Annotated in this window: 17 protein-coding genes and 1 pseudogene; 13 read left to right on the top strand and 5 right to left on the bottom strand. The window is 63.0% G+C overall.

The genetic code is table 11. The annotated features are described in order from the left end of the window. Nucleotides 1–57 precede the first annotated feature (57 nt). The 5 genes from FNZ07_RS17270 to FNZ07_RS17250 all read left to right on the top strand — a co-directional run bounded on the left by FNZ07_RS17270 (nucleotide 58) and on the right by FNZ07_RS17250 (nucleotide 3,833). Entirely contained in the window at nucleotides 58–1,407 is a 1,350-nt protein-coding gene (locus FNZ07_RS17270; RefSeq protein WP_091010917.1) for an NCS2 family permease, read from the top strand. A 62-nt stretch (nucleotides 1,408–1,469) separates the two neighbouring features. Beyond that, nucleotides 1,470–2,564 (top strand): adenosine deaminase, encoded by a 1,095-nt coding sequence (gene add, locus FNZ07_RS17265; protein WP_091010322.1) that lies wholly within the window; start codon nucleotides 1,470–1,472, stop codon nucleotides 2,562–2,564. A 61-nt stretch (nucleotides 2,565–2,625) separates the two neighbouring features. Then, entirely contained in the window at nucleotides 2,626–3,213 is a 588-nt protein-coding gene (locus FNZ07_RS17260) for an RNA polymerase sigma factor (protein ID WP_177228262.1), read from the top strand. Between the two features lie 12 nt (nucleotides 3,214–3,225). Continuing rightward, nucleotides 3,226–3,540, top strand: a complete 315-nt coding sequence (locus FNZ07_RS17255; RefSeq protein WP_091010317.1) for a hypothetical protein — start codon at nucleotides 3,226–3,228, stop codon at nucleotides 3,538–3,540. Then, nucleotides 3,537–3,833, top strand: a complete 297-nt coding sequence (locus FNZ07_RS17250) for a 4Fe-4S dicluster domain-containing protein (RefSeq protein WP_091010315.1) — start codon at nucleotides 3,537–3,539, stop codon at nucleotides 3,831–3,833. The genes FNZ07_RS17255 and FNZ07_RS17250 overlap by 4 nt, the downstream gene beginning before the upstream one ends. A gap of 33 nt (nucleotides 3,834–3,866) precedes the next feature. Here FNZ07_RS17250 and FNZ07_RS17245 read toward each other — a convergent pair whose 3' ends face one another. Beyond that, the gene (locus FNZ07_RS17245) at nucleotides 3,867–4,385 is read right to left on the bottom strand and encodes a DUF3574 domain-containing protein (protein ID WP_245811413.1); all 519 of its coding nucleotides are present in this window, start codon (nucleotides 4,383–4,385) and stop codon (nucleotides 3,867–3,869) included. A gap of 148 nt (nucleotides 4,386–4,533) precedes the next feature. Here FNZ07_RS17245 and FNZ07_RS17240 point away from each other — a divergent pair, with 148 nt between their 5' ends. The 4 genes and pseudogenes from FNZ07_RS17240 to FNZ07_RS17225 all read left to right on the top strand — a co-directional run bounded on the left by FNZ07_RS17240 (nucleotide 4,534) and on the right by FNZ07_RS17225 (nucleotide 8,386). Beyond that, the gene (locus FNZ07_RS17240; protein ID WP_091010314.1) at nucleotides 4,534–5,196 is read left to right on the top strand and encodes an HD domain-containing protein; all 663 of its coding nucleotides are present in this window, start codon (nucleotides 4,534–4,536) and stop codon (nucleotides 5,194–5,196) included. A gap of 199 nt (nucleotides 5,197–5,395) precedes the next feature. Beyond that, a complete protein-coding gene (locus FNZ07_RS17235) occupies nucleotides 5,396–6,241 on the top strand; it encodes a MipA/OmpV family protein (RefSeq protein WP_245811412.1) in 846 nt (281 codons plus the stop codon). A 24-nt stretch (nucleotides 6,242–6,265) separates the two neighbouring features. Next, a pseudogene (locus FNZ07_RS17230) lies at nucleotides 6,266–6,948 on the top strand (response regulator transcription factor). Beyond that, on the top strand, nucleotides 6,929–8,386 hold the full coding sequence (locus FNZ07_RS17225) for an ATP-binding protein (RefSeq protein WP_322788632.1): 1,458 nt from the start codon (nucleotides 6,929–6,931) through the stop codon (nucleotides 8,384–8,386). Before FNZ07_RS17230 ends, FNZ07_RS17225 begins: the two are co-directional and overlap by 20 nt. Before the next feature lie 30 nt (nucleotides 8,387–8,416). Here the strand turns inward: FNZ07_RS17225 and sfnG are convergent, their stop codons facing one another. From sfnG to FNZ07_RS17205, 4 genes are all read right to left on the bottom strand, one after another. Further along, a complete protein-coding gene (sfnG, locus tag FNZ07_RS17220; RefSeq protein ID WP_091010309.1) occupies nucleotides 8,417–9,517 on the bottom strand; it encodes a dimethylsulfone monooxygenase SfnG in 1,101 nt (366 codons plus the stop codon). A 124-nt stretch (nucleotides 9,518–9,641) separates the two neighbouring features. After that, the gene (locus tag FNZ07_RS17215) at nucleotides 9,642–10,136 is read right to left on the bottom strand and encodes a cupin domain-containing protein (RefSeq protein ID WP_091010308.1); all 495 of its coding nucleotides are present in this window, start codon (nucleotides 10,134–10,136) and stop codon (nucleotides 9,642–9,644) included. A gap of 196 nt (nucleotides 10,137–10,332) precedes the next feature. Beyond that, nucleotides 10,333–11,835 carry a sensor histidine kinase gene (locus FNZ07_RS17210; protein ID WP_091010306.1) on the bottom strand — a complete coding sequence of 501 codons (1,503 nt, stop codon included), beginning with the start codon at nucleotides 11,833–11,835 and terminating at the stop codon, nucleotides 10,333–10,335. After that, a complete protein-coding gene (locus FNZ07_RS17205; protein WP_091010305.1) occupies nucleotides 11,832–12,587 on the bottom strand; it encodes a response regulator transcription factor in 756 nt (251 codons plus the stop codon). The genes FNZ07_RS17210 and FNZ07_RS17205 overlap by 4 nt, the downstream gene beginning before the upstream one ends. A 176-nt stretch (nucleotides 12,588–12,763) precedes the next feature. Here FNZ07_RS17205 and msrB point away from each other — a divergent pair, with 176 nt between their 5' ends. The 4 genes from msrB to FNZ07_RS17185 all read left to right on the top strand — a co-directional run bounded on the left by msrB (nucleotide 12,764) and on the right by FNZ07_RS17185 (nucleotide 17,302). Continuing rightward, on the top strand, nucleotides 12,764–13,273 hold the full coding sequence (msrB, locus tag FNZ07_RS17200) for a peptide-methionine (R)-S-oxide reductase MsrB (protein WP_091010303.1): 510 nt from the start codon (nucleotides 12,764–12,766) through the stop codon (nucleotides 13,271–13,273). A gap of 44 nt (nucleotides 13,274–13,317) precedes the next feature. Next, nucleotides 13,318–15,195, top strand: coding sequence for a cytochrome c biogenesis protein DipZ (locus tag FNZ07_RS17195; protein ID WP_091010301.1), 1,878 nt, complete (start codon nucleotides 13,318–13,320; stop codon nucleotides 15,193–15,195). 39 nt (nucleotides 15,196–15,234) lie between these two features. Then, nucleotides 15,235–15,975: a peptide-methionine (S)-S-oxide reductase MsrA gene (msrA, locus tag FNZ07_RS17190; RefSeq protein ID WP_407670602.1), complete on the top strand. Its 741-nt coding sequence runs from the start codon at nucleotides 15,235–15,237 to the stop codon at nucleotides 15,973–15,975. Nucleotides 15,976–16,168: 193 nt separating this feature from the next. Further along, nucleotides 16,169–17,302 (top strand): porin, encoded by a 1,134-nt coding sequence (locus tag FNZ07_RS17185; RefSeq protein ID WP_091010914.1) that lies wholly within the window; start codon nucleotides 16,169–16,171, stop codon nucleotides 17,300–17,302. Nucleotides 17,303–17,369: the final 67 nt, after the last annotated feature.

Here is a 17,369-nt window from a genome sequence, read left to right as displayed (position 1 = left end):
AGAACGCGTCAAAGTACGGGATACAGGACAAATTAAATGCTGAACAAGGACTCGTCGATGTCATCGTCCGGCGCGATGTTTCACCGGAGCGGTAGCTCATGGCTCGAGCGGCGCTTCGCACTTGCCGCGCGCAACACGACCGCACGCACCGAAGTGCTCGCTGGCATCACATCGTTTCTCGCGGCCGCGTACCTGCTCGTCGTGATCCCTTCGCTGCTGGCAACGGGCGGCATGGAACGCGGTGCGACGACGACGGCGACGATCATCGTGTTCGTGCTGGGCACGGTGCTGATGGGGCTCTACACGAACCTGCCGTTTATCGTGGGGCCGGGGATCGGTGGATCAGTCGTACTGGGTGTAACGCTCGCCGCTACCGAACACGTCGCATGGCAGACCGGCCTCGGTATTGCGTTCATTTCGGGTGTGCTGTTTCTCGTCCTGACATTGGCCGGCGCACGCAGCCTGGTGGTCCGGCTGATCCCCGCGCAGATCAAGCTTGGGCTCGGCGCATCGATCGGTCTCTTCATCGCGTTGCTCGGCTTTCGCAACGCGGGCATGGTGATCGCCAACGCGAAGACCAACGCGCTCGCGCTAGGTGACTTCACGCGGCCCGGCACGCTCGTCGCGCTAGTGGGCCTCGCCGCCGCAGTCGTGCTGCAAGGGCGCCGCGTGCCCGGTGCGATCCTGTGGGCCATCCTGATCGCGGCTGCTGCGGGCATCCCACTCGGCGTCACGCATCTGCCCGCGTCGCCGATGGCGTGGCCGCATAGCATCGCGCCGGTCGCGTTCAAACTCGACATCGCGAGTGCGCTCACCGTGTCCGCGATTCCGTATCTGTTCGTATTCTTCGCGTCGGAGTTCTTTTCCACGCTCGGCACCACACTCGCGGTCGGCGCCAAGGCGCAACTGCTCGATGAACACGCGAACCTGCCCAACATCAACCGGCCGTTTCTCGTCGATTCGATTGCCGCAACGCTCGGCCCGGTGCTCGGCATTCCGGCGTTGACTGCGCTGGTGGAATCGGCGGCGGGCGTCGAGGCCGGCGGGCGCAGCGGGTTATCGTCGCTGGCGGCGGCCGCGATGTTCGCACTGATGCTGCTATTCGTCCCCGTCGCACTCGCCATTCCCAAGGAAGCGACCGCGCCCGCGTTGATCCTGATCGGCCTGTCGATGTTCGGCACGATCCGCCACACGCATTTCGACGATTTCACCGATGCGCTGCCCGTGCTTTCGATGGTGCTGCTCACGCTGATGTCGAACAGCTTCGGCACCGGCATCGCCGGCGGGTTGCTCTGCTACGTACTCGTAAAGCTGCTGGCCGGACGCTTTCGCGAGGTATCGTGGGGGCTCGTCGTACTCGCCGTGCCGCTCGGCTATTACTTCTGGACCGTCGTCAAACCGCATTGACTCAACGTGCCGTAACTGTTTCCCCCTTTGGCATGACCCGCACTACCGAGCACCATATCGACATGAACGAGACCCTGGGTAACGTGCCCGCATCGCGTAGTGGCGTCGCCATCACGCCCGCACACCGACACTTCTTTCGCGCGCTGCCGAAGGCCGAACTGCACTGCCATCTGCTCGGCGCCGTGCGACACGACACCTTCATCGCGCTGGCCGAACGGACCGGCGCGCCGATCGCGCGCAGCGAAATTGACGCGTTCTATACGCGCGGCGAAAAACCGGTCGGCGTATTGCGTGTGTTGCGCGCCCTCGACGAATACCTGCTTACGCGTGCCGACGACCTGCACCGGATCGCCTACGAATATCTGCAGGACGCGGCCGGGCAGAACGTACGGCATAGCGAGTTCTTCTGGAATCCGACCGGCACGGTGCGCGTCTCGAAGATCGCCTATGCCGACGCGCAGGCCGCGATCGTCGCGGCCATCCGCGACGCCGCGCGCGATTTTCGCATCAGCGCACGACTCATTCCGAGTATCGATCGCGAAGCGGACCCCGATGAAGCCGTCCAGGTTGTCGCGTGGATGAAAGCGCATCGGGCTGACGAAGTCGCGGGACTCGGCATCGATTACCGCGAGAACGATCGTCCGCCGGAACTGTTCTGGGAAGCGTATCGCGACGCGCGTGCGGCGGGATTCAGGACCACCGCACACGCGGGCGAATTCGGCATGCCTGCACGCAATGTGGAAACCGCGGTCGACCTGCTCCAGTGCGAGCGCATCGATCACGGCTACACGATCGTCGACGATCCGGCGCTCGCCGCGCGCTGCGCCGAACGCGGCATCGTGTTCACCGTGGTGCCGACCAACTCCTATTACCTTCGCACACTGCCGCCCGAACAATGGGCCGAGCTGCATCCGCTGCGCCGCATGGCCGCCCTCGGCCTGAAAATCCATCCGAACACCGACGACCCGACCTTGCACAAAGTCGACCCGGCCGGTGCCTGGCAACTGATGTTCGATCATTTCGGCTTCGGTATCGCGGATCTGCGGCGATTTATGTTCAACGGTATCGATGGCGCGTGGGTGGATGAATCGCAACGCGCGCAGTGGCGGACCGCGTGGGCGGCGGAGTTTGACGCGCTGGCTGCGGCGTTACCGTGAATCCGTAAAAAATTTTCCCCGCCGACCACAATATTCCCGCTCGCGAAACGTCTTCAGCCCCATGGAACCGCCGCGCACCCCGGACCCGATGGTCGAACGAGATAGCGAGATCACCGCCACCGTGGTGCGCGAGCGGGCTCGGCTCGGCAATTTCATCCGCCAGCGCGTGCGCGATCCGGGCGACGCCGAAGACATCCTGCAAGACGTTTTCTACGAATTCGTCGAAGCGTACCGGCTGCCCGCGCCGATCGAGCAGGCCAGCGCGTGGCTGTTTCACGTTGCGCGCAATCGCATCATCGATCGCTTTCGCAAGAAGAAGGAGCTACCGATTGCCGATATGGCGGGGAGTTCCGGCAGCGATGACGACGACAGCGAATATCGCCTCGATCTCGCGTTGCCGTCCCAGGAGGCCGGCCCCGAAGCCGTCTATGCACGCTCGGTGCTGCTGAAAGCGCTGCAGAACGCGCTCGACGAACTGCCGCCCGAACAACGCGAAGTCTTCGTTGCGCACGAACTCGATGGAAACAGTTTCAAGGAGCTGGCAGCCGCAAGCGGTGTCGGCGTGAATACGTTACTGGCTCGCAAGCGCTACGCGGTATTGCATCTGCGTGCGCGTTTGCAGTCCGTGTATGACGAACTGGATATTTGAAGGAGCAGGTCGATGAAATTCAGAATGAGATGTTTTGCCAAGGCACTACTGGTGCTGGTCGGCATCGCGGTGCTGGGATGGATGACGATGCTGCTATGGAACTGGGTGGTCCCCGCGCTGTTCGTGAGCGGCCGGATCATCGACTTCCCGCATGCGTTGGGGCTGCTGGTGCTGAGCCGTATCCTGTTCGGCGGATTCCGCGGACACGGTGGCTGGGGCGGTCGGCGGGCCTGGCGTCGCTGGGAGAAGATGACGCCCGAAGAACGCGAGAAATTCCGTCAAGGCACGCTGTCGCGCCACGACGATACGCCGCGAGACCCGACATGAGCGCCGCATCCCCTGCTGTCTGCAAGCAACCCGCGGGCGTCATCGTCCCGGTCGTCAACCTGAAGCGCTGCGAAGGCAAGGGCGATTGTGCCGAGGTTTGCCCGGAAAATGTCTTCGTCATCCGCCGCATCGACACGGCCGACTACGAGAACCTCGGCGCGATGAACCGATTCAAGTTGCGCGTACACGGCATGAAAGTCGCGTACACGCCGAACGCCGATGCATGCCGCTCGTGCGGCCTGTGCGTGACCGCGTGTCCCGAGCACGCCATCACGCTGGCGCGGATGAAGTGATCTGATCGGGCGCGCGGTCGGAACTACCGGGCCTCAGAACGATGCGCACGCATCGGTGAGCACCAGCCCGACCGACTCCTGATGGAACTGGTTGATATAGGCGTTGCGCACTTCCGATATGTGGTCGAGCGTGTCCTGTGTGCCGCTCGCCACGATCTGGATCACGAAGCTTTCTTCCTTCGTCACGTGGTTCTTGTCCTTGTCGAGCCATTGCCCCTGGGTTCTCCAGGTGGTGAAGCCATCGGGAAAGCGCGGCGTCACGACATCGGCGAGGAACTGGCGAATCTCCTTGTCGCTGACCGGCTTGCGGCCCTTCACATTGCGACCGAACAGCAGTTCGGCGGAAACTTCCTGGACACCGTTCACCCTCGGACACAGTTGCGCCGCCGACACCGGGTCGGACGCGCCGACCGGCGCGGCGGCCGCATTCGTAGTTTGCGTGTCCGCGCCCGCGGCGCCGGCTGCGCCGGCCTGGGTGCCGCCCAGCTGGCAAGCGGAGAGCGCGACGAGCGAGAGCGATGCGACAAGCATCTTGATCTGGAGAGTCTGCATGTTGCCCCCTGTTTTCATATAGGTGATAGATAAACCAGACGAGCGCCACCGGGATAAATTTGAAACGCCGATTGGCGGGCTGTACGGGTGGCGATCTGCGCGCACCCCGACGATAATCACGCCTTCGACGTTTCCGCTCTTATCCGCCATGACGACTACTGCCACTTTTGTGCCGTTCGCGCCGCTCGCTTCGCTCGCGCAAACCTTGCTCCAATACGTGAAGGACAACGACAACGACGGCGACGGCTCGCACGATGTTTCGCATCTGCAGCGCGTCTGGAAGAACGCAGCCACGATACAGGCCGGAGAAGGCGGCGATGCGGAAATCCTGCTGGCGTCGACAGTACTGCACGACTGCGTTGCCGTCGAGAAGAATTCGCCGTTGCGCGCGCAGGCCTCGCGGCTCTCCGCGGAAAAGGCTGCGCGTGTGTTGACGGCTCTGCGCTGGCCCGAGCAGAAGGTGCTTGCGGTCGCGCATGCGGTCGAGGCGCACAGCTATTCGGCGGGTATTGCACCGGTCTCGCTCGAAGCGAAGATCGTGCAGGACGCGGATCGACTTGATGCAATCGGCATGCTCGGTGCTGCGCGTTGCTTCTATGTGGCTGGGCGCATGGGTAGTGCGCTGTATGACTCTAACGATCCGCACGCGCAGGCACGACCTTACGACGATGCGCGCTACGCGATCGATCATTTTCATACGAAGCTGTTTAAACTCTCGGCGGGGTTTCAGACGGCTACTGGGGCGCGGCTTGCCGCGGTCAGGCAGGAACGGCTTAAGCGGTTTCTTGAGGAGTTTGCTGAGGAGATTTGAGGTGTGTGACGCGTTCACAGTCGTCGTCAAGATGAATGACAAGGTCGTGCCGCTTCCGGGCACAGTCTTTGGATAATTAGCATCACCTCCGCAGTAACCCCCTGTAAGCAATCCATCACAGCGCCACCCCCGGCCAGTAAGTAGCGAGTAAGTCGACCGACCCTACAGTCTCTCGCGTCGACGACTCCGGAACTTCACTGTGAACAGATTCATGCGCCACGCGCAACCGCTGCTACTTGCCGCCGCTTTTCTCTGGCTATACGCCGCACCGGCCCAGGCCGACGGACCCGACGCCTCAACGTCGGCGGCGGCAACATCGCCCCCGGTCGCCACCGACGACGACTCCGGCTTCACCGTCCTCAGCAACGCCACCAACGTCACACATTGGGGACTCGGCGCGGGCACCGGCTACCGGCAGCAGCCCTACACCGGCGACGGCGCGAAATTCACGCCGATTCCGCTCTTCTACTTCGACGACAAATGGGTCCATGCGCTCGGCACGACACTCGACCTGAAAATCGGCAAGTGGGCCGGCGTTGCCTTCAGCCTGCGCGGCAAATACGCGCTCGGCGACGGCTACGACGGATCGGATGCGCCGATCCTGAACGGCATGCAGGATCGCAAGGGTGCGTTCTGGTACGGCCCCGCGTTCTCGTGGCAAAGCACCTACGGCACGCTAACCGGCGACTTCCTGACCAGCGCGAACAAGGGGCAGCAGGCGCATATCGAGTTCGGCAAGTCGTTCCAGTACGGCAAGCTCGGAATCGAGCCACACGTCGGTGCCGAATGGTTGAGCCACACCTACGTCGATTATTATTACGGGGTTCGCGCATCGGAAGCGCAGCCCGGCCGGCCCGCCTACACCGGCACGTCGACCATCGACGTCTCGCTCGGCGCCCGCTTCAACTACAGCTTCACCACGCACCAGTCAGCCACCGTCGATATCGGCGTCGCGCGTCTGGGCGGCGGCATCACCGACAGCCCGCTCGTCGACAGGAAGTTCATTCCGCAGGCGACCGTCGGCTATCTCTATCGATTCAACTGAGCCGGTTCAATTGAGCAAAGCGCCATGTCGCGAGTCGCCCTGATCGAAGACCACGAACGCCTCGCCGCGATGGTGCGCGAGGCGCTATCGGGAGCGGGCATCGAGGCCGATCTGTTTCACAGTCTCTCCGAAGCCGAGTATGGCGTGAGTCTCGCGCACTACGCGGTGCTGATCGTCGACCGCGGTCTGCCCGACGGCGACGGACTCGCGTTGCTACGCTCACGGCGCGCCGCCGGCGACATGACGCCCGCCCTGATGCTGACGGCGCGCGACGCGCTGCACGACCGCATCGACGGGCTGGAGAGCGGCGCCGACGACTACCTGACCAAACCGTTCGCGATGAGCGAGCTGGTCGCACGTGTCCGCACGCTGATGCGCCGGCCACCGGCGCTGGCCGAGCTGGTGGTGTCGTTTGCCGACCTGACGATCGACCCCGCACAGCGTGCGCTCCGTTGCGGCGCCGATTCTGTCCTGCTCGCGCCGGCCGAACTGCAGATCATGCTGTGTCTCATCCATGCCGCGGGCGCACGGTCCGACACGGTGTGCTCGAACACGCAGCGTGGGGTCTCGGCGAAGCGGTCACGCCGAACGCACTCGAGGTCACGCTGCATCGCTTGCGCAAGAAACTGACGACACTCGGCGCGCTGACCCGGCTCGTCAACGTGCGTGGTACGGGGTTCGCACTGCATGCCGGCGCCGAAGCCTGAGGCCTCAGCCGCGCCGCCAACCCGCACGGACGACCGGTCCGCGCGGCCGTCTGCCGGTCCGCGTATCGTCGTGATGCTGCACCGCTGGGTGCACAGCCTGTCGGCGCGACTGTGGATCACGAGCGTCGTTGCACTGGCCGTGTGCCTGAGCCTGCTCGCCGCGCTCGTTCTGTACGCGGTGAATAATTTCCCGCAGCAGGTGATCGGCCAGCACGGGCAACTCGAAGCCGTGCGGCACCTTGCGGACGGACTCGTCTTCGATGCGGCGGGCCGCCCCGTGTCCGTGCAGCTCACCGATCCGCCCGCGTGGATGTTCGAGTCGTTGCCGACCGAAGTGAAGTACCGCGTGACAGATACGCACGGTACCGTGCTGCTCGCGTCGCCGGACGCGGGCGGCCCGCCTTGGCTCAACGTGCCGCGCAGCGGACATCCGCCGACAGTCGACGAAGCGACTATCGACGGTCGCCCGTTCTACGTCGCCACCCTGCAGATCGTGCACGCAGGCACCGTATTTCGCGTGCAGACCGCAATGAGCACGCGTCTGAACGCCATCAGCGTACAAGTAAAGATCAAACCATTCCCGCGCATCGTGAATGTGACGTTCCTCGCGGCGACGATCATCTTCGGGCTGTCGCTGACGATCACACTGCGCCGCATACTCCGGCCGCTGCGCAACGTATCGGATGCCGCGGCGCTCATCACGCCGCGCAACCTGACGACACGCCTGTCGACACGCGACATTCCCCACGAGATCCGCCCACTCATCGACGCGTTCAACGCGGCGCTCGACCGGCTCGAAAACGGCTTTACCGTGCAACAGCAGTTTCTCGCCTCGGCTGCGCACGAATTGCAAACGCCACTCACGTTGATTCGCGGGCAGATCGAGCTGCAGAGTGACATTCAGGGTAAGGAACCGCTGCTACAGGAGGTCGATCTGATGGCGCGGCAGGTGCGGCAACTGCTGCATCTCGCGGAAGTCAGCGAAGCGCAGAACTTCAGCTTCGGCGCGATCGATCCCGCCGAAGTCGCTCAGGACGTGCTCACGTATCTGTCGCGCAAGGCCGAAGCGCTGCATGTCGGGCTGCAACTGGAAGGCGCGGCCGCCACGCTGTCGATCTGGGCAGATCGCAGCGCGCTTTTCATCCTGCTGAAAAACGTGGTCGAGAACGCGATCAACGTATCGCCGGCTGGGAGCACGGTGCGCATGATTATCGACGGCCGCTCGATCCAGATCCGCGACGAGGGACCTGGCATCGACGACGCGCATCTGCCGTTTCTGTTCAAACGATTCTGGCGCGCGCCGGGCGCACGGCACGACGGTGCGGGGCTGGGTCTAGCGATCTGTCGTGAGATTGCAATCGCACACGGCTGGCGGATTGCGGTCAACCGGTTGGGGACGGGCACCGGTATCGTTGTGAAATTTTCGGACGACGTGTAGGCGCCGTCCAGGTCAACTCAGGACCTGCGCCTACGCAGTCTCCGCAGTAGCCCCCGCCTCTTCCAGCTCACGCACCAACGGCAACACGCGCTTGCCGAAATACTCGACCTCTTCGATGAAGTGCAGAAAGCCACCGAGCACGAGATCGACACCAATCGCCTTTAGCGCAACGATCTTGCCCGCGATCTGTTCTGGCGTGCCAATCAAGCCAGTCTTGAAACCATCGTTGTACTGCACCAGGTCTTCGAACTTCGAGTTCGACCACATGCCCTGCGCTTCCGGTGAAGCGCTGCCCGCCTGTTTGACCGCATGCCCGAACGCGTTCACGGCTTCGGTATCGGCATGTCGGACGATGTCGTGCAGCACCTGCTGCGCTTCGTCCTCGCTATCGCGCGCGATGATGAACGCGTTGACACCGAAGCGCACCGTACGTCCCTGCGCGGCCGCGGCGGTGCGTATCTCGTCGATCTGCGCGCGATGATTCTCAAGCGAATTGCCGTTCATGAAGTACCAGTCCGACACCGCTGCAGCCATGCGCCGCGCGGCTGCCGAATTGCCGCCCTGGAACACTTCCGGATGCGGTTGCTGTAATGGCTTCGGCTTGAGCGTGTAGTTGTTGAAGCGATAGAAATCGCCCTTGAACGTGAAGTCGTCTTCGGTCCAGACGCCCTTCACTGCGCGAATGAATTCCTCGGAGCGCCGGTAGCGTTCGTCATGTTCTAGCCAAGGTTCGCCGATCGCGGTGAACTCGCCCTTGAACCAGCCGCTCACCACATTGATCGCGACGCGGCCGCCGGTAAGTTGATCGATGGTGGCAAGCTGCTTCGCGACGACCGCCGGGTGCCACGGCCCTGGCAGAATAGCCGCGATGACTTTGAGCTTTTCGGTGGCGGCGAGCAGCGCGTGGCTGAACGCGACCGACTCATGCTGATACTCGGCGCCGTATCCCGCGGTAAAGCGGATCTGCGATAGCGCGTACTCGAAGCCGCTGCGCTCGGCGGTCTGCGCGAGCCGGCGGTTGTAATCGATATCCCAGCTCGTGCGCTGCTCGATCTTGCTGACCACGAGGCCGCCGCTGACATTCGGCACCCAGTAGGCGAATTTCACTGCGCGTTCATGATCGGTTGTCATCGGGTTTCCCTGCTGGCCCGCGAACGGACCTCCTGTTGAATGAAAACGGCTGCCGTATACCGTATCGGCGCCAACAGGTGCGGGGAAACAATAAAAACTGCTATGAATAGACGCTCGATCGGTTTTACGTTTTATTGCGGGTCGGCTTGCCGTCATGCGGCCCTATCTCGCGTACCGGCCAGTCGATCCAGCGATCAGGACGTTTGGCCTCATGCGCTTCGTTCTTCGGATAGCGGATGCGGTTTTCATCCTTAGGCGTTTCGCCGATCACCAGCAAACGGACTTCATGCTCCGTGTTGTTGAGGAAGGTATGGCAAATCCCGGTGCCGGCTGGAAACGCAACCGAATCGCCAGGCTTCAGTGCATGCAGATGACCGTCGATCCAGACATCCGGTGTGCCTTCGAGCACGTAGACGAACTCCTCTTCCGCGCTTTCCGCATGCGGGTACGAGGTACGACGTCCAGGCAGCAGCCGGTTGTGGTGAATCCCGATGCGCGTAAGTCCGAGCGCATTGGCAAGCGGTGCGCCGATCGCCATCAGCTCGGTATCGCCCGTGTAGTGCGAGTCGTCCGCGCCCTCCAGCTCGGTCCAATGACGAATGAAACTGGGTCGTTCCATGAAGTCTCCGTGACATTTTTATCGTGTGGGGTTCCCAGGCGCACTCGATTCGGCGCGCCGGTGTGCAGCAATTCTACTGCGGGCCCTATCGGGCAGATACGATGTTTGGTCCGCGCGATTCGTAGTGCGTCGCGTCTGGATGATGTAGAGGGTCTACATCGCTACTACGAGGGCGCAGCAAATGCTTGAGCGCAACTTATGCGCCGTTGGTTGCAACACCCGCTGCGGCCAGTTCAAAGGAGAACGTCGTGCCCGGACCCGCGCGTTCGATCAGGCGAATCTCGCTGCGATGCAACTGCAGCATGCGCTGCACGATCAGCAATCCCAGTCCGCCGCCACGATGCGCGCCGCCCGAGCTGAACGGCCGCTGAAAGAGGCCCTCGCGCAGCGCCTCGGGAATGCCCGGCCCGGTATCGCTGACCGTCACCGTCACCCTGCCTTCGCGGCTCGTGAGGGCGATATCGATCGTACCGTCGGCGGGTGTGTGGCGAATCGCGTTATCGAGCAGATTGGTCAGCACACGTTCGATCATGCCGAGATCGGCGCTGACGTTCGGCACGCGCTGCGGTACATCAGCGCGTAGACGGACATGGCGTGCCTCGGCAGGTAGTTCGAACTTCTGCAGCACGTCCTGCACGAGATCGACGAGCGAGAATTCTTCGAGCACAGGTTGCACGAAACCATATTCGAGCCGCGCGAGTTCGAACAGCGCCTGCGCGAGCGCACCGACCTTCACGCTCTGCGCGAGCGCGATGGCCAGATAGCGCTTGCGTTCGGTCTCGCCGAGCGTGTCGGACTTCAGCGACAGCGTCTCCAGATAGCCATGCAACGACGTGAGCGGCGTACGCAGATCGTGTGAAATGTTCGCGACCAGTTCGCGCCGCTGCTGGTCCTGGCGCGTCAGCGCGCGCCACTGTTCGCCGATGCGCTCGGCCATTTGCGCAAACGCCGTTTCGAGCACCACGATTTCGTCGCCGCGCCCGAGCGTCGATACGCGCGGCGTTCCCGCCGATGTAACAGCGACTGGTGGCACACGTGGCTCGCCGTCGGCATCGAAATGCCGCATCGCCTCGGTGAGCCGGCGCAACGGCCGCGTGATCAAACGGAACGCCACGAGCCCCGCGACGAGCCCGAGCAGTGCTACAAGCGCCATCGACCACAACGTCGTACGCAACACCGAACTGGCCGCGACGCGCGCCGCGAGTTCGTCGTGTGCCTCGCCGAGCAGCACCACGTAGATATAGCCGGCCGGCGCCTGCCCGTTCATGCGCAACGGGGCGGCGCTAAACACCTTGCGACCATCGACGCTGCGCGGATCGTCGCCGAGAATCGGCAGCGTATCGCCAGCGATAAAGCGCCGCAGCGGCTCGAGATTGACCTGTTCGCGCTTCAGATGACCAGGCGGCGCATCGTCTCCCTGCACATGACCTTCGCTGTCGAGCAGATACACCTCAACGCTCGGATTCACCACCATCAACTGGCTGAACAGGCGCCGCACCGCATCGGGACGCAGGCCGTTATCGTCCATCAGTGGCGCACTCTGCGCGATGTGCTGCGCGAGCCCACGCGACAGGCCCTGGACGACCTCTTTCTCGTGCAGATCGCTGGAACGGATCTGCAGCCATGCCGACGCACCGCAACACGCGAGCAGCAGCGCCGCGAAGACAATCGACAGCCGTTGGGTAAGCGTCAGATTCACGGCGCATCCTTCGGTGCGGCATCGGGTGCGTCTTTGGCGCCTTCTTTCGATCCAGCGGCGAGTTTGTAGCCGTGCCCCCATACGGTCAGGATGCAGACCGGCTGCGCCGGGTCCGCTTCGATCTTGGCGCGCAGCCGGTTGATATGCGTGTTGACGGTATGTTCGTAGCCCTCGTGCTGATAGCCCCATACCGCGTTCAACAGATCCATACGCGAGAACACCTTGCCCGGATGGCGCGCGAAGTAATACAGCAGGTCGAATTCGCGCGGCGTCAGCTCGATGCGCCGACCGTCGACGGCTACTTCGCGCGCGAGCGGATCGATGGTCAGACTGCCGAGTTCGAGCGTCCCTGCGTCGATGCGCGAATCCTTCGCCAGCGCATCGACGCGCCGCAGCAACGCCTTCACGCGCGCAACCAGTTCGAGCACCGAGAACGGTTTGGCGAGGTAGTCGTCGGCGCCGAGTTCGAGACCGAGGATGCGATGCACCTCGCTGGAACGCGCGCTCGTGATGATGATCGGCGTATAGCGCGCCATCGCACGGGCGCGCCGGCAAATCTCGAGACCGTCGACGCCAGGCAGCATCAGATCGAGGATCAGCGCATCCCAGCCGCCCTGTTCGAGCAGGCGCAGGCCCTCGTTGCCGTCCGCACTGTGGACGACCTCATAGCGTTCGTCGCGCAGGTGCAGGCTCAGCACGTCGGCAATGTCGACGTCGTCTTCGACGATCAGTACGCGCTTCGGTTGATCCATATGGGGGCCTTCGGGCGCGGCGCGAACCGCGCAGGAACAACGGGGACAGGCTGTCATTGTGCAGAAATTCGGCGCGCCGAAGTATCACATTTAATTTAACTTTCTGTGAGGACTTCGGTATCGCGCCGGGCATACGATGCCGACATCGACCCGCCGGGTCCAGCAAGGAGCGCATCATGCAAGGCAGGAGACGATTTCTGGTGTCAGGCGGTAGCGCCGCCGCAGCGCTGTTCGCCCTCACCCGCTGGCGTGGCCTCGCGGCCGCCCAGAACACCGCACCGGCAGCGGAAACCTTCACCGTGGTCCACACCGACGCCGAATGGCGCCGCGTGCTGACGCCCGCCCAGTACATGGTGCTGCGCCAGGAAGGGACCGAACGGCCGTACACCAGCCCGCTCAATGATGAACATCGCGCGGGCACGTTCGCTTGCGCGGGCTGCCGGCTCGACGCGTTCGCCTCGCGCACGAAATTCGACAGCCATACGGGCTGGCCGAGTTTCTGGGCGCCGCTCGATCATGCGGTCACGACGCGTGAAGACCGCTCGTTCGGCATGACCCGCAGCGAAGTGCATTGCGTGCGCTGCGGCGGGCATCTCGGCCATGTGTTCGACGACGGTCCGCGGCCGACCGGCCTGCGCTACTGCATGAACGGCGTCGCGCTGACCTTCACGCCGGCCGCTACCTGAAGCCCTGACTAAACCTCACACCCCGAACCCCGAACGGAACCACCATGCTCCTCATCGTCCTGGCCTACCTGGGAGGCGTCCTCACCATCCTGAGTCCGTGCATCCTGCCGGTGTTGCCGTTTGTATTTTCGCGCGCCGACCAGCCGTTCGTGCGCAGCAGCCTGCCATTGCTCGCGGGCATGGCGCTCACGTTCGCGCTCGTCGCGACGCTGGCGGCCGTCGGCGGCGGCTGGGTGACGCAGGCCAACCAGTACGGACGGTGGCTCGCCATCGTGCTGCTCGCCGTGTTCGGCCTGACGCTGCTGCTGCCGAAGTTCGCCGAGCGTCTGATGCGCCCGCTCGTGAACGCAGGTAGCCGGCTCACCGAGTTCGCTCAGGCTGACCGCAAGGCAAGCGCGGGGTCGTCGTTCCTGCTCGGCATCGCGACGGGTCTGCTGTGGGCGCCCTGCGCCGGCCCGATTCTCGGCCTGCTGCTGACGGGCGCCGCATTGCGCGGCGCGAGCGTCGGTACGACGATTCTGCTGGCTGCGTATGCTGCGGGCGCGGCGACCTCGCTGGCGGTGGCGCTGCTGATCGGCGGAAAGGTGTTTGCTGCGATGAAGCGCTCGCTGGGTGCCGGCGAATGGATCCGGCGTGGCATTGGCGTTGCAATGCTGGCCGGCGTCGCGGCGATCGCGCTCGGACTCGATACCGGCGTGCTGACACGGCTGTCGACGATCGCTACCGGTGGTCTCGAACAGCGTCTGGTGGACCGGTTGTCACCGAATGCGAATGCAGCGGGTGTGGTGGGGTCGGGTAATGCGGCGGATGGTGGTGCGATGACGGCAACGAACCCTGCCATGCAGCGTACCGCCGATGCCGACGGCAACAACGCGGCGAACGGATCGTCGGGAGCGATGATGCGTGCCGCCGATCCGGTCGCGGCCTCTGACGCACCGTTGCCTACGCTGCCTGTCGAAGGTGCGCTGCCCAGCCTCACGGGCGCCGTGCAATGGCTAAACTCGCCGCCGCTCACCACCCAGGCGCTGCGCGGCAAGGTCGTGTTGGTCGACTTCTGGACCTACTCGTGCATCAACTGCCTGCGCTCGCTGCCGTATGTGAAAGCGTGGGCGCAGAAGTACCGCGATCAGGGGCTCGTCGTGATCGGCGTGCATGCACCGGAGTTCGCATTCGAACGCAATATCGGCAACGTGAAGCAGGCCGCCCACGATCTCGGCGTCGACTACCCGGTCGCCATCGATAACAACTACGCGATCTGGCGCGCATTCGGCAACCAGTACTGGCCGGCGCACTACTTCATCGACGCGCAAGGGCAGATCCGCTATCACCACTTCGGCGAAGGCGACTACGCGCATTCGGAAAAAGTGATTCAGCAACTGCTCGCGGAAGCCGGACACGCCGGCGCGGAACACGTCGCAACAGGCCTGACCGGTAACGCGCAAGGTGTGCAGGCCGCTGCCGACGACGCCGACATGCAATCGCCGGAAACCTACATCGGGTACAACCGTGCGGAAAACTTCGCGTCGGCAGGAGGCGAAACGAAGGATCGTCCGCATACGTATGCCGCGCCTGCGCAGCCCGCGGTGAACGACTGGGGGCTGGCCGGCACGTGGAACGTCGGCGGCGAACACGCGACGCTCGATCACGCGAACGGCAGCATCGTCTACCGCTTCCACGCACGCGACCTGCATCTGGTGCTTGGCCCAGGCAAGGACGGCAAGCCGGTGCGGTTCCGCGTGAGCGTCGACGGCGCGGCGCCCGGTGCTGCACACGGCACCGACACGACCGCCGACGGCACCGGCACGGTGACGGAACAGCGTCTGTATCAACTGGTGCGGCAAACCGGCGATGTCGCCGACCACACGTTCACCATCGAGTTTCTGGACCCCGGCGTCGAAGCGTATGCGTTCACGTTCGGTTAAACGTCGCGCAGTACATTGATCACTCAAGGAGCAGCAATCGTGACCTCAACTTCTCTTAACCGTGCGCGTCGCTGGGTCCGTTCGCCGGGCGCCCGCATCGCCAGCGCACTTGCTGTCGCTATCGGCGCACTGGCCTGGCACGGCATGGCGAACTCCGTCGAAGAAGCGACGAAGATTCCCGCGCCCACCGTCGACGAACACGTCGCCGCGACGCACAGCGAAACGGCTGTGTTCGCGGGCGGCTGTTTCTGGGGCGTACAGGGCGTGTTTCAGCATGTGCGCGGCGTGACGCAAGTGACCTCGGGCTACTCCGGCGGCGCGGCCGACACCGCGCAGTACGAGACAGTGAGCGGAGGCGATACCGGGCATGCGGAGTCGGTACGGATCACGTACGACCCGACGCAGATCGCATACGGCCGTCTGCTGCAGATATTCTTCTCGGTCGCGCACAACCCTACCGAACTCGATTACCAGGGCCCGGATCACGGCACGCAATATCGTTCGGCGGTCTTTGCGGTCGATGCGGACCAGCGTCATATCGCCGAGTCCTACATTGCGCAACTGAATACCGCACATGCGTACGCGCAACCGGTTGTTACGCGCGTCGAGGCCTTCAAGGGCTTCTATCCGGCAGAGAGTTATCACCAGAACTACCTCACGCTGCATCCGGACCAGCCGTATATCGCGATCAACGATCTGCCGAAGGTCGGTTATCTGAAGCAGATGTTCCCGGCTGTTTATCGTACTCAGCCGGTGCTCGTTAAGACGTCAGGGTCTTAAGCGCGGCGGCCGCTGTGCTCCCGGCTTCCCGTTTGTTCTCTTGAGCAAGCTTGCGACACCCAGAAATGGGTGTCGCGCTTTTACGTGAATTTTGCAAGAAGACCGAAACTTTTTCGATGAATTGAGGCGCCATTCTCCATAAACTCTCCGAGCCTTCGGCAAACAATCAAGGAAATTCGTGGAGTATAAGAAAGTGAGAAGCAAGCTTGTTGGCGCAGCAACCTTGTCGGTCTTTGCAGTGGCGGCTCATGCGCAGAGCAGCGTCACCCTCTATGGTTTGATCGACACAGGTATCGTCTATACGAACAATCAAGGTGGCCACAACGCGTGGCAGGAACAAAGCAGCATGCTGTCGAACGAGGTATGGGGCCTCAAGGGCAGTGAAGATCTCGGCGGCAATCTGCATGCAATCTTCCGGCTCGAAAACGGTTTTAACATCCAGAATGGCCGACAAACCTACTCGGGCACGATGTTCGGCCGCCAGGCCTACGTTGGTCTGCAAAGCGACCAATACGGAACGTTGACGCTTGGTCGTCAGTACGACGCTGTGGTCGATAATCTCGGGGCGATTGCGTTGGCGAATAACGGCGATGGCAACAACCTGGCCGCGCATCCGTTCGACAACGACAATATCGACGATTCGTTCTATATCAACAACTCAGTCAAGTACGCGAGCCCGACGTACAACGGACTGCAGGCGGAGGCGCAGTACGGCTTCAGCAACGCGGCTGGCGGTTTCTCGAACAATCGCGCATATAGCTTCGGAGTGACCTATGGAAACGGCCCGATCAACCTGGCCGCCGCATACCTCCAGCTCAATAGCGGTGGTTTGACCGCAGGTGGCGCGCTGACGGACAACGACTTTGTGAGCTTCCCTGCAGCGCGCCAGCGCGTAATGGGGGTGGGCGGAAACTACACATTCGGTCCAGCCATTGTCGGTCTGCTATGGACGCATACCCTGTTTGACAATACCCAGCCCGGTGCAAACTCCACGATCGCGCAATCGTTCAACACGCTGCACTTCGACAACTATGAAGTCAACGTGCACTACTCGCTGACGCCTGCGATTTCGCTTGCCGGCGCTTACACGTTCACTCAAGGTGCGTTTAACACTGGCACAGGTTCGGTGGATCCGAAGTGGCATCAAGTAACGATGATGGCGGACTACTCGTTCAGCAAGCGCACGGATGTCTATCTCGAGGGCGTGTATCAACACGCGTACGGCGCCGCCGGCACTGCGTTCGAGGGCGCATATATCAATGGCTTGTCACAAGCCTCGACCGGCAATCAAGTTGCAGCGACTGTGGGCATTCGGACGCGCTTTTAGTATCCACGGTGCTTGTTTGAGTTAGAGACTGGCTCCGGCATCGGCGCATTACGTCGGACACCCGACT

It is taken from the genome of Paraburkholderia megapolitana (genome assembly GCF_007556815.1).
Taxonomy (GTDB): Bacteria; Pseudomonadota; Gammaproteobacteria; order Burkholderiales; family Burkholderiaceae; genus Paraburkholderia; species Paraburkholderia megapolitana.
This window is presented reverse-complemented; position numbering and strand designations above follow the sequence as displayed.

Coding starts and splice junctions, on each gene's coding strand:
- FNZ07_RS17270 (WP_091010917.1), top strand. CDS start 58: ATGTCATCGTCCGGCGCGATGTTTCACCGGAGCGGTAGCTCATGGCTC.
- add (WP_091010322.1), top strand. CDS start 1,470: ATGAACGAGACCCTGGGTAACGTGCCCGCATCGCGTAGTGGCGTCGCC.
- FNZ07_RS17260 (WP_177228262.1), top strand. CDS start 2,626: ATGGAACCGCCGCGCACCCCGGACCCGATGGTCGAACGAGATAGCGAG.
- FNZ07_RS17255 (WP_091010317.1), top strand. CDS start 3,226: ATGAAATTCAGAATGAGATGTTTTGCCAAGGCACTACTGGTGCTGGTC.
- FNZ07_RS17250 (WP_091010315.1), top strand. CDS start 3,537: ATGAGCGCCGCATCCCCTGCTGTCTGCAAGCAACCCGCGGGCGTCATC.
- FNZ07_RS17245 (WP_245811413.1), bottom strand. CDS start 4,385: ATGCAGACTCTCCAGATCAAGATGCTTGTCGCATCGCTCTCGCTCGTC.
- FNZ07_RS17240 (WP_091010314.1), top strand. CDS start 4,534: ATGACGACTACTGCCACTTTTGTGCCGTTCGCGCCGCTCGCTTCGCTC.
- FNZ07_RS17225 (WP_322788632.1), top strand. CDS start 6,929: ATGCCGGCGCCGAAGCCTGAGGCCTCAGCCGCGCCGCCAACCCGCACG.
- sfnG (WP_091010309.1), bottom strand. CDS start 9,517: ATGACAACCGATCATGAACGCGCAGTGAAATTCGCCTACTGGGTGCCG.
- FNZ07_RS17215 (WP_091010308.1), bottom strand. CDS start 10,136: ATGGAACGACCCAGTTTCATTCGTCATTGGACCGAGCTGGAGGGCGCG.
- FNZ07_RS17205 (WP_091010305.1), bottom strand. CDS start 12,587: ATGGATCAACCGAAGCGCGTACTGATCGTCGAAGACGACGTCGACATT.
- msrB (WP_091010303.1), top strand. CDS start 12,764: ATGCAAGGCAGGAGACGATTTCTGGTGTCAGGCGGTAGCGCCGCCGCA.
- FNZ07_RS17195 (WP_091010301.1), top strand. CDS start 13,318: ATGCTCCTCATCGTCCTGGCCTACCTGGGAGGCGTCCTCACCATCCTG.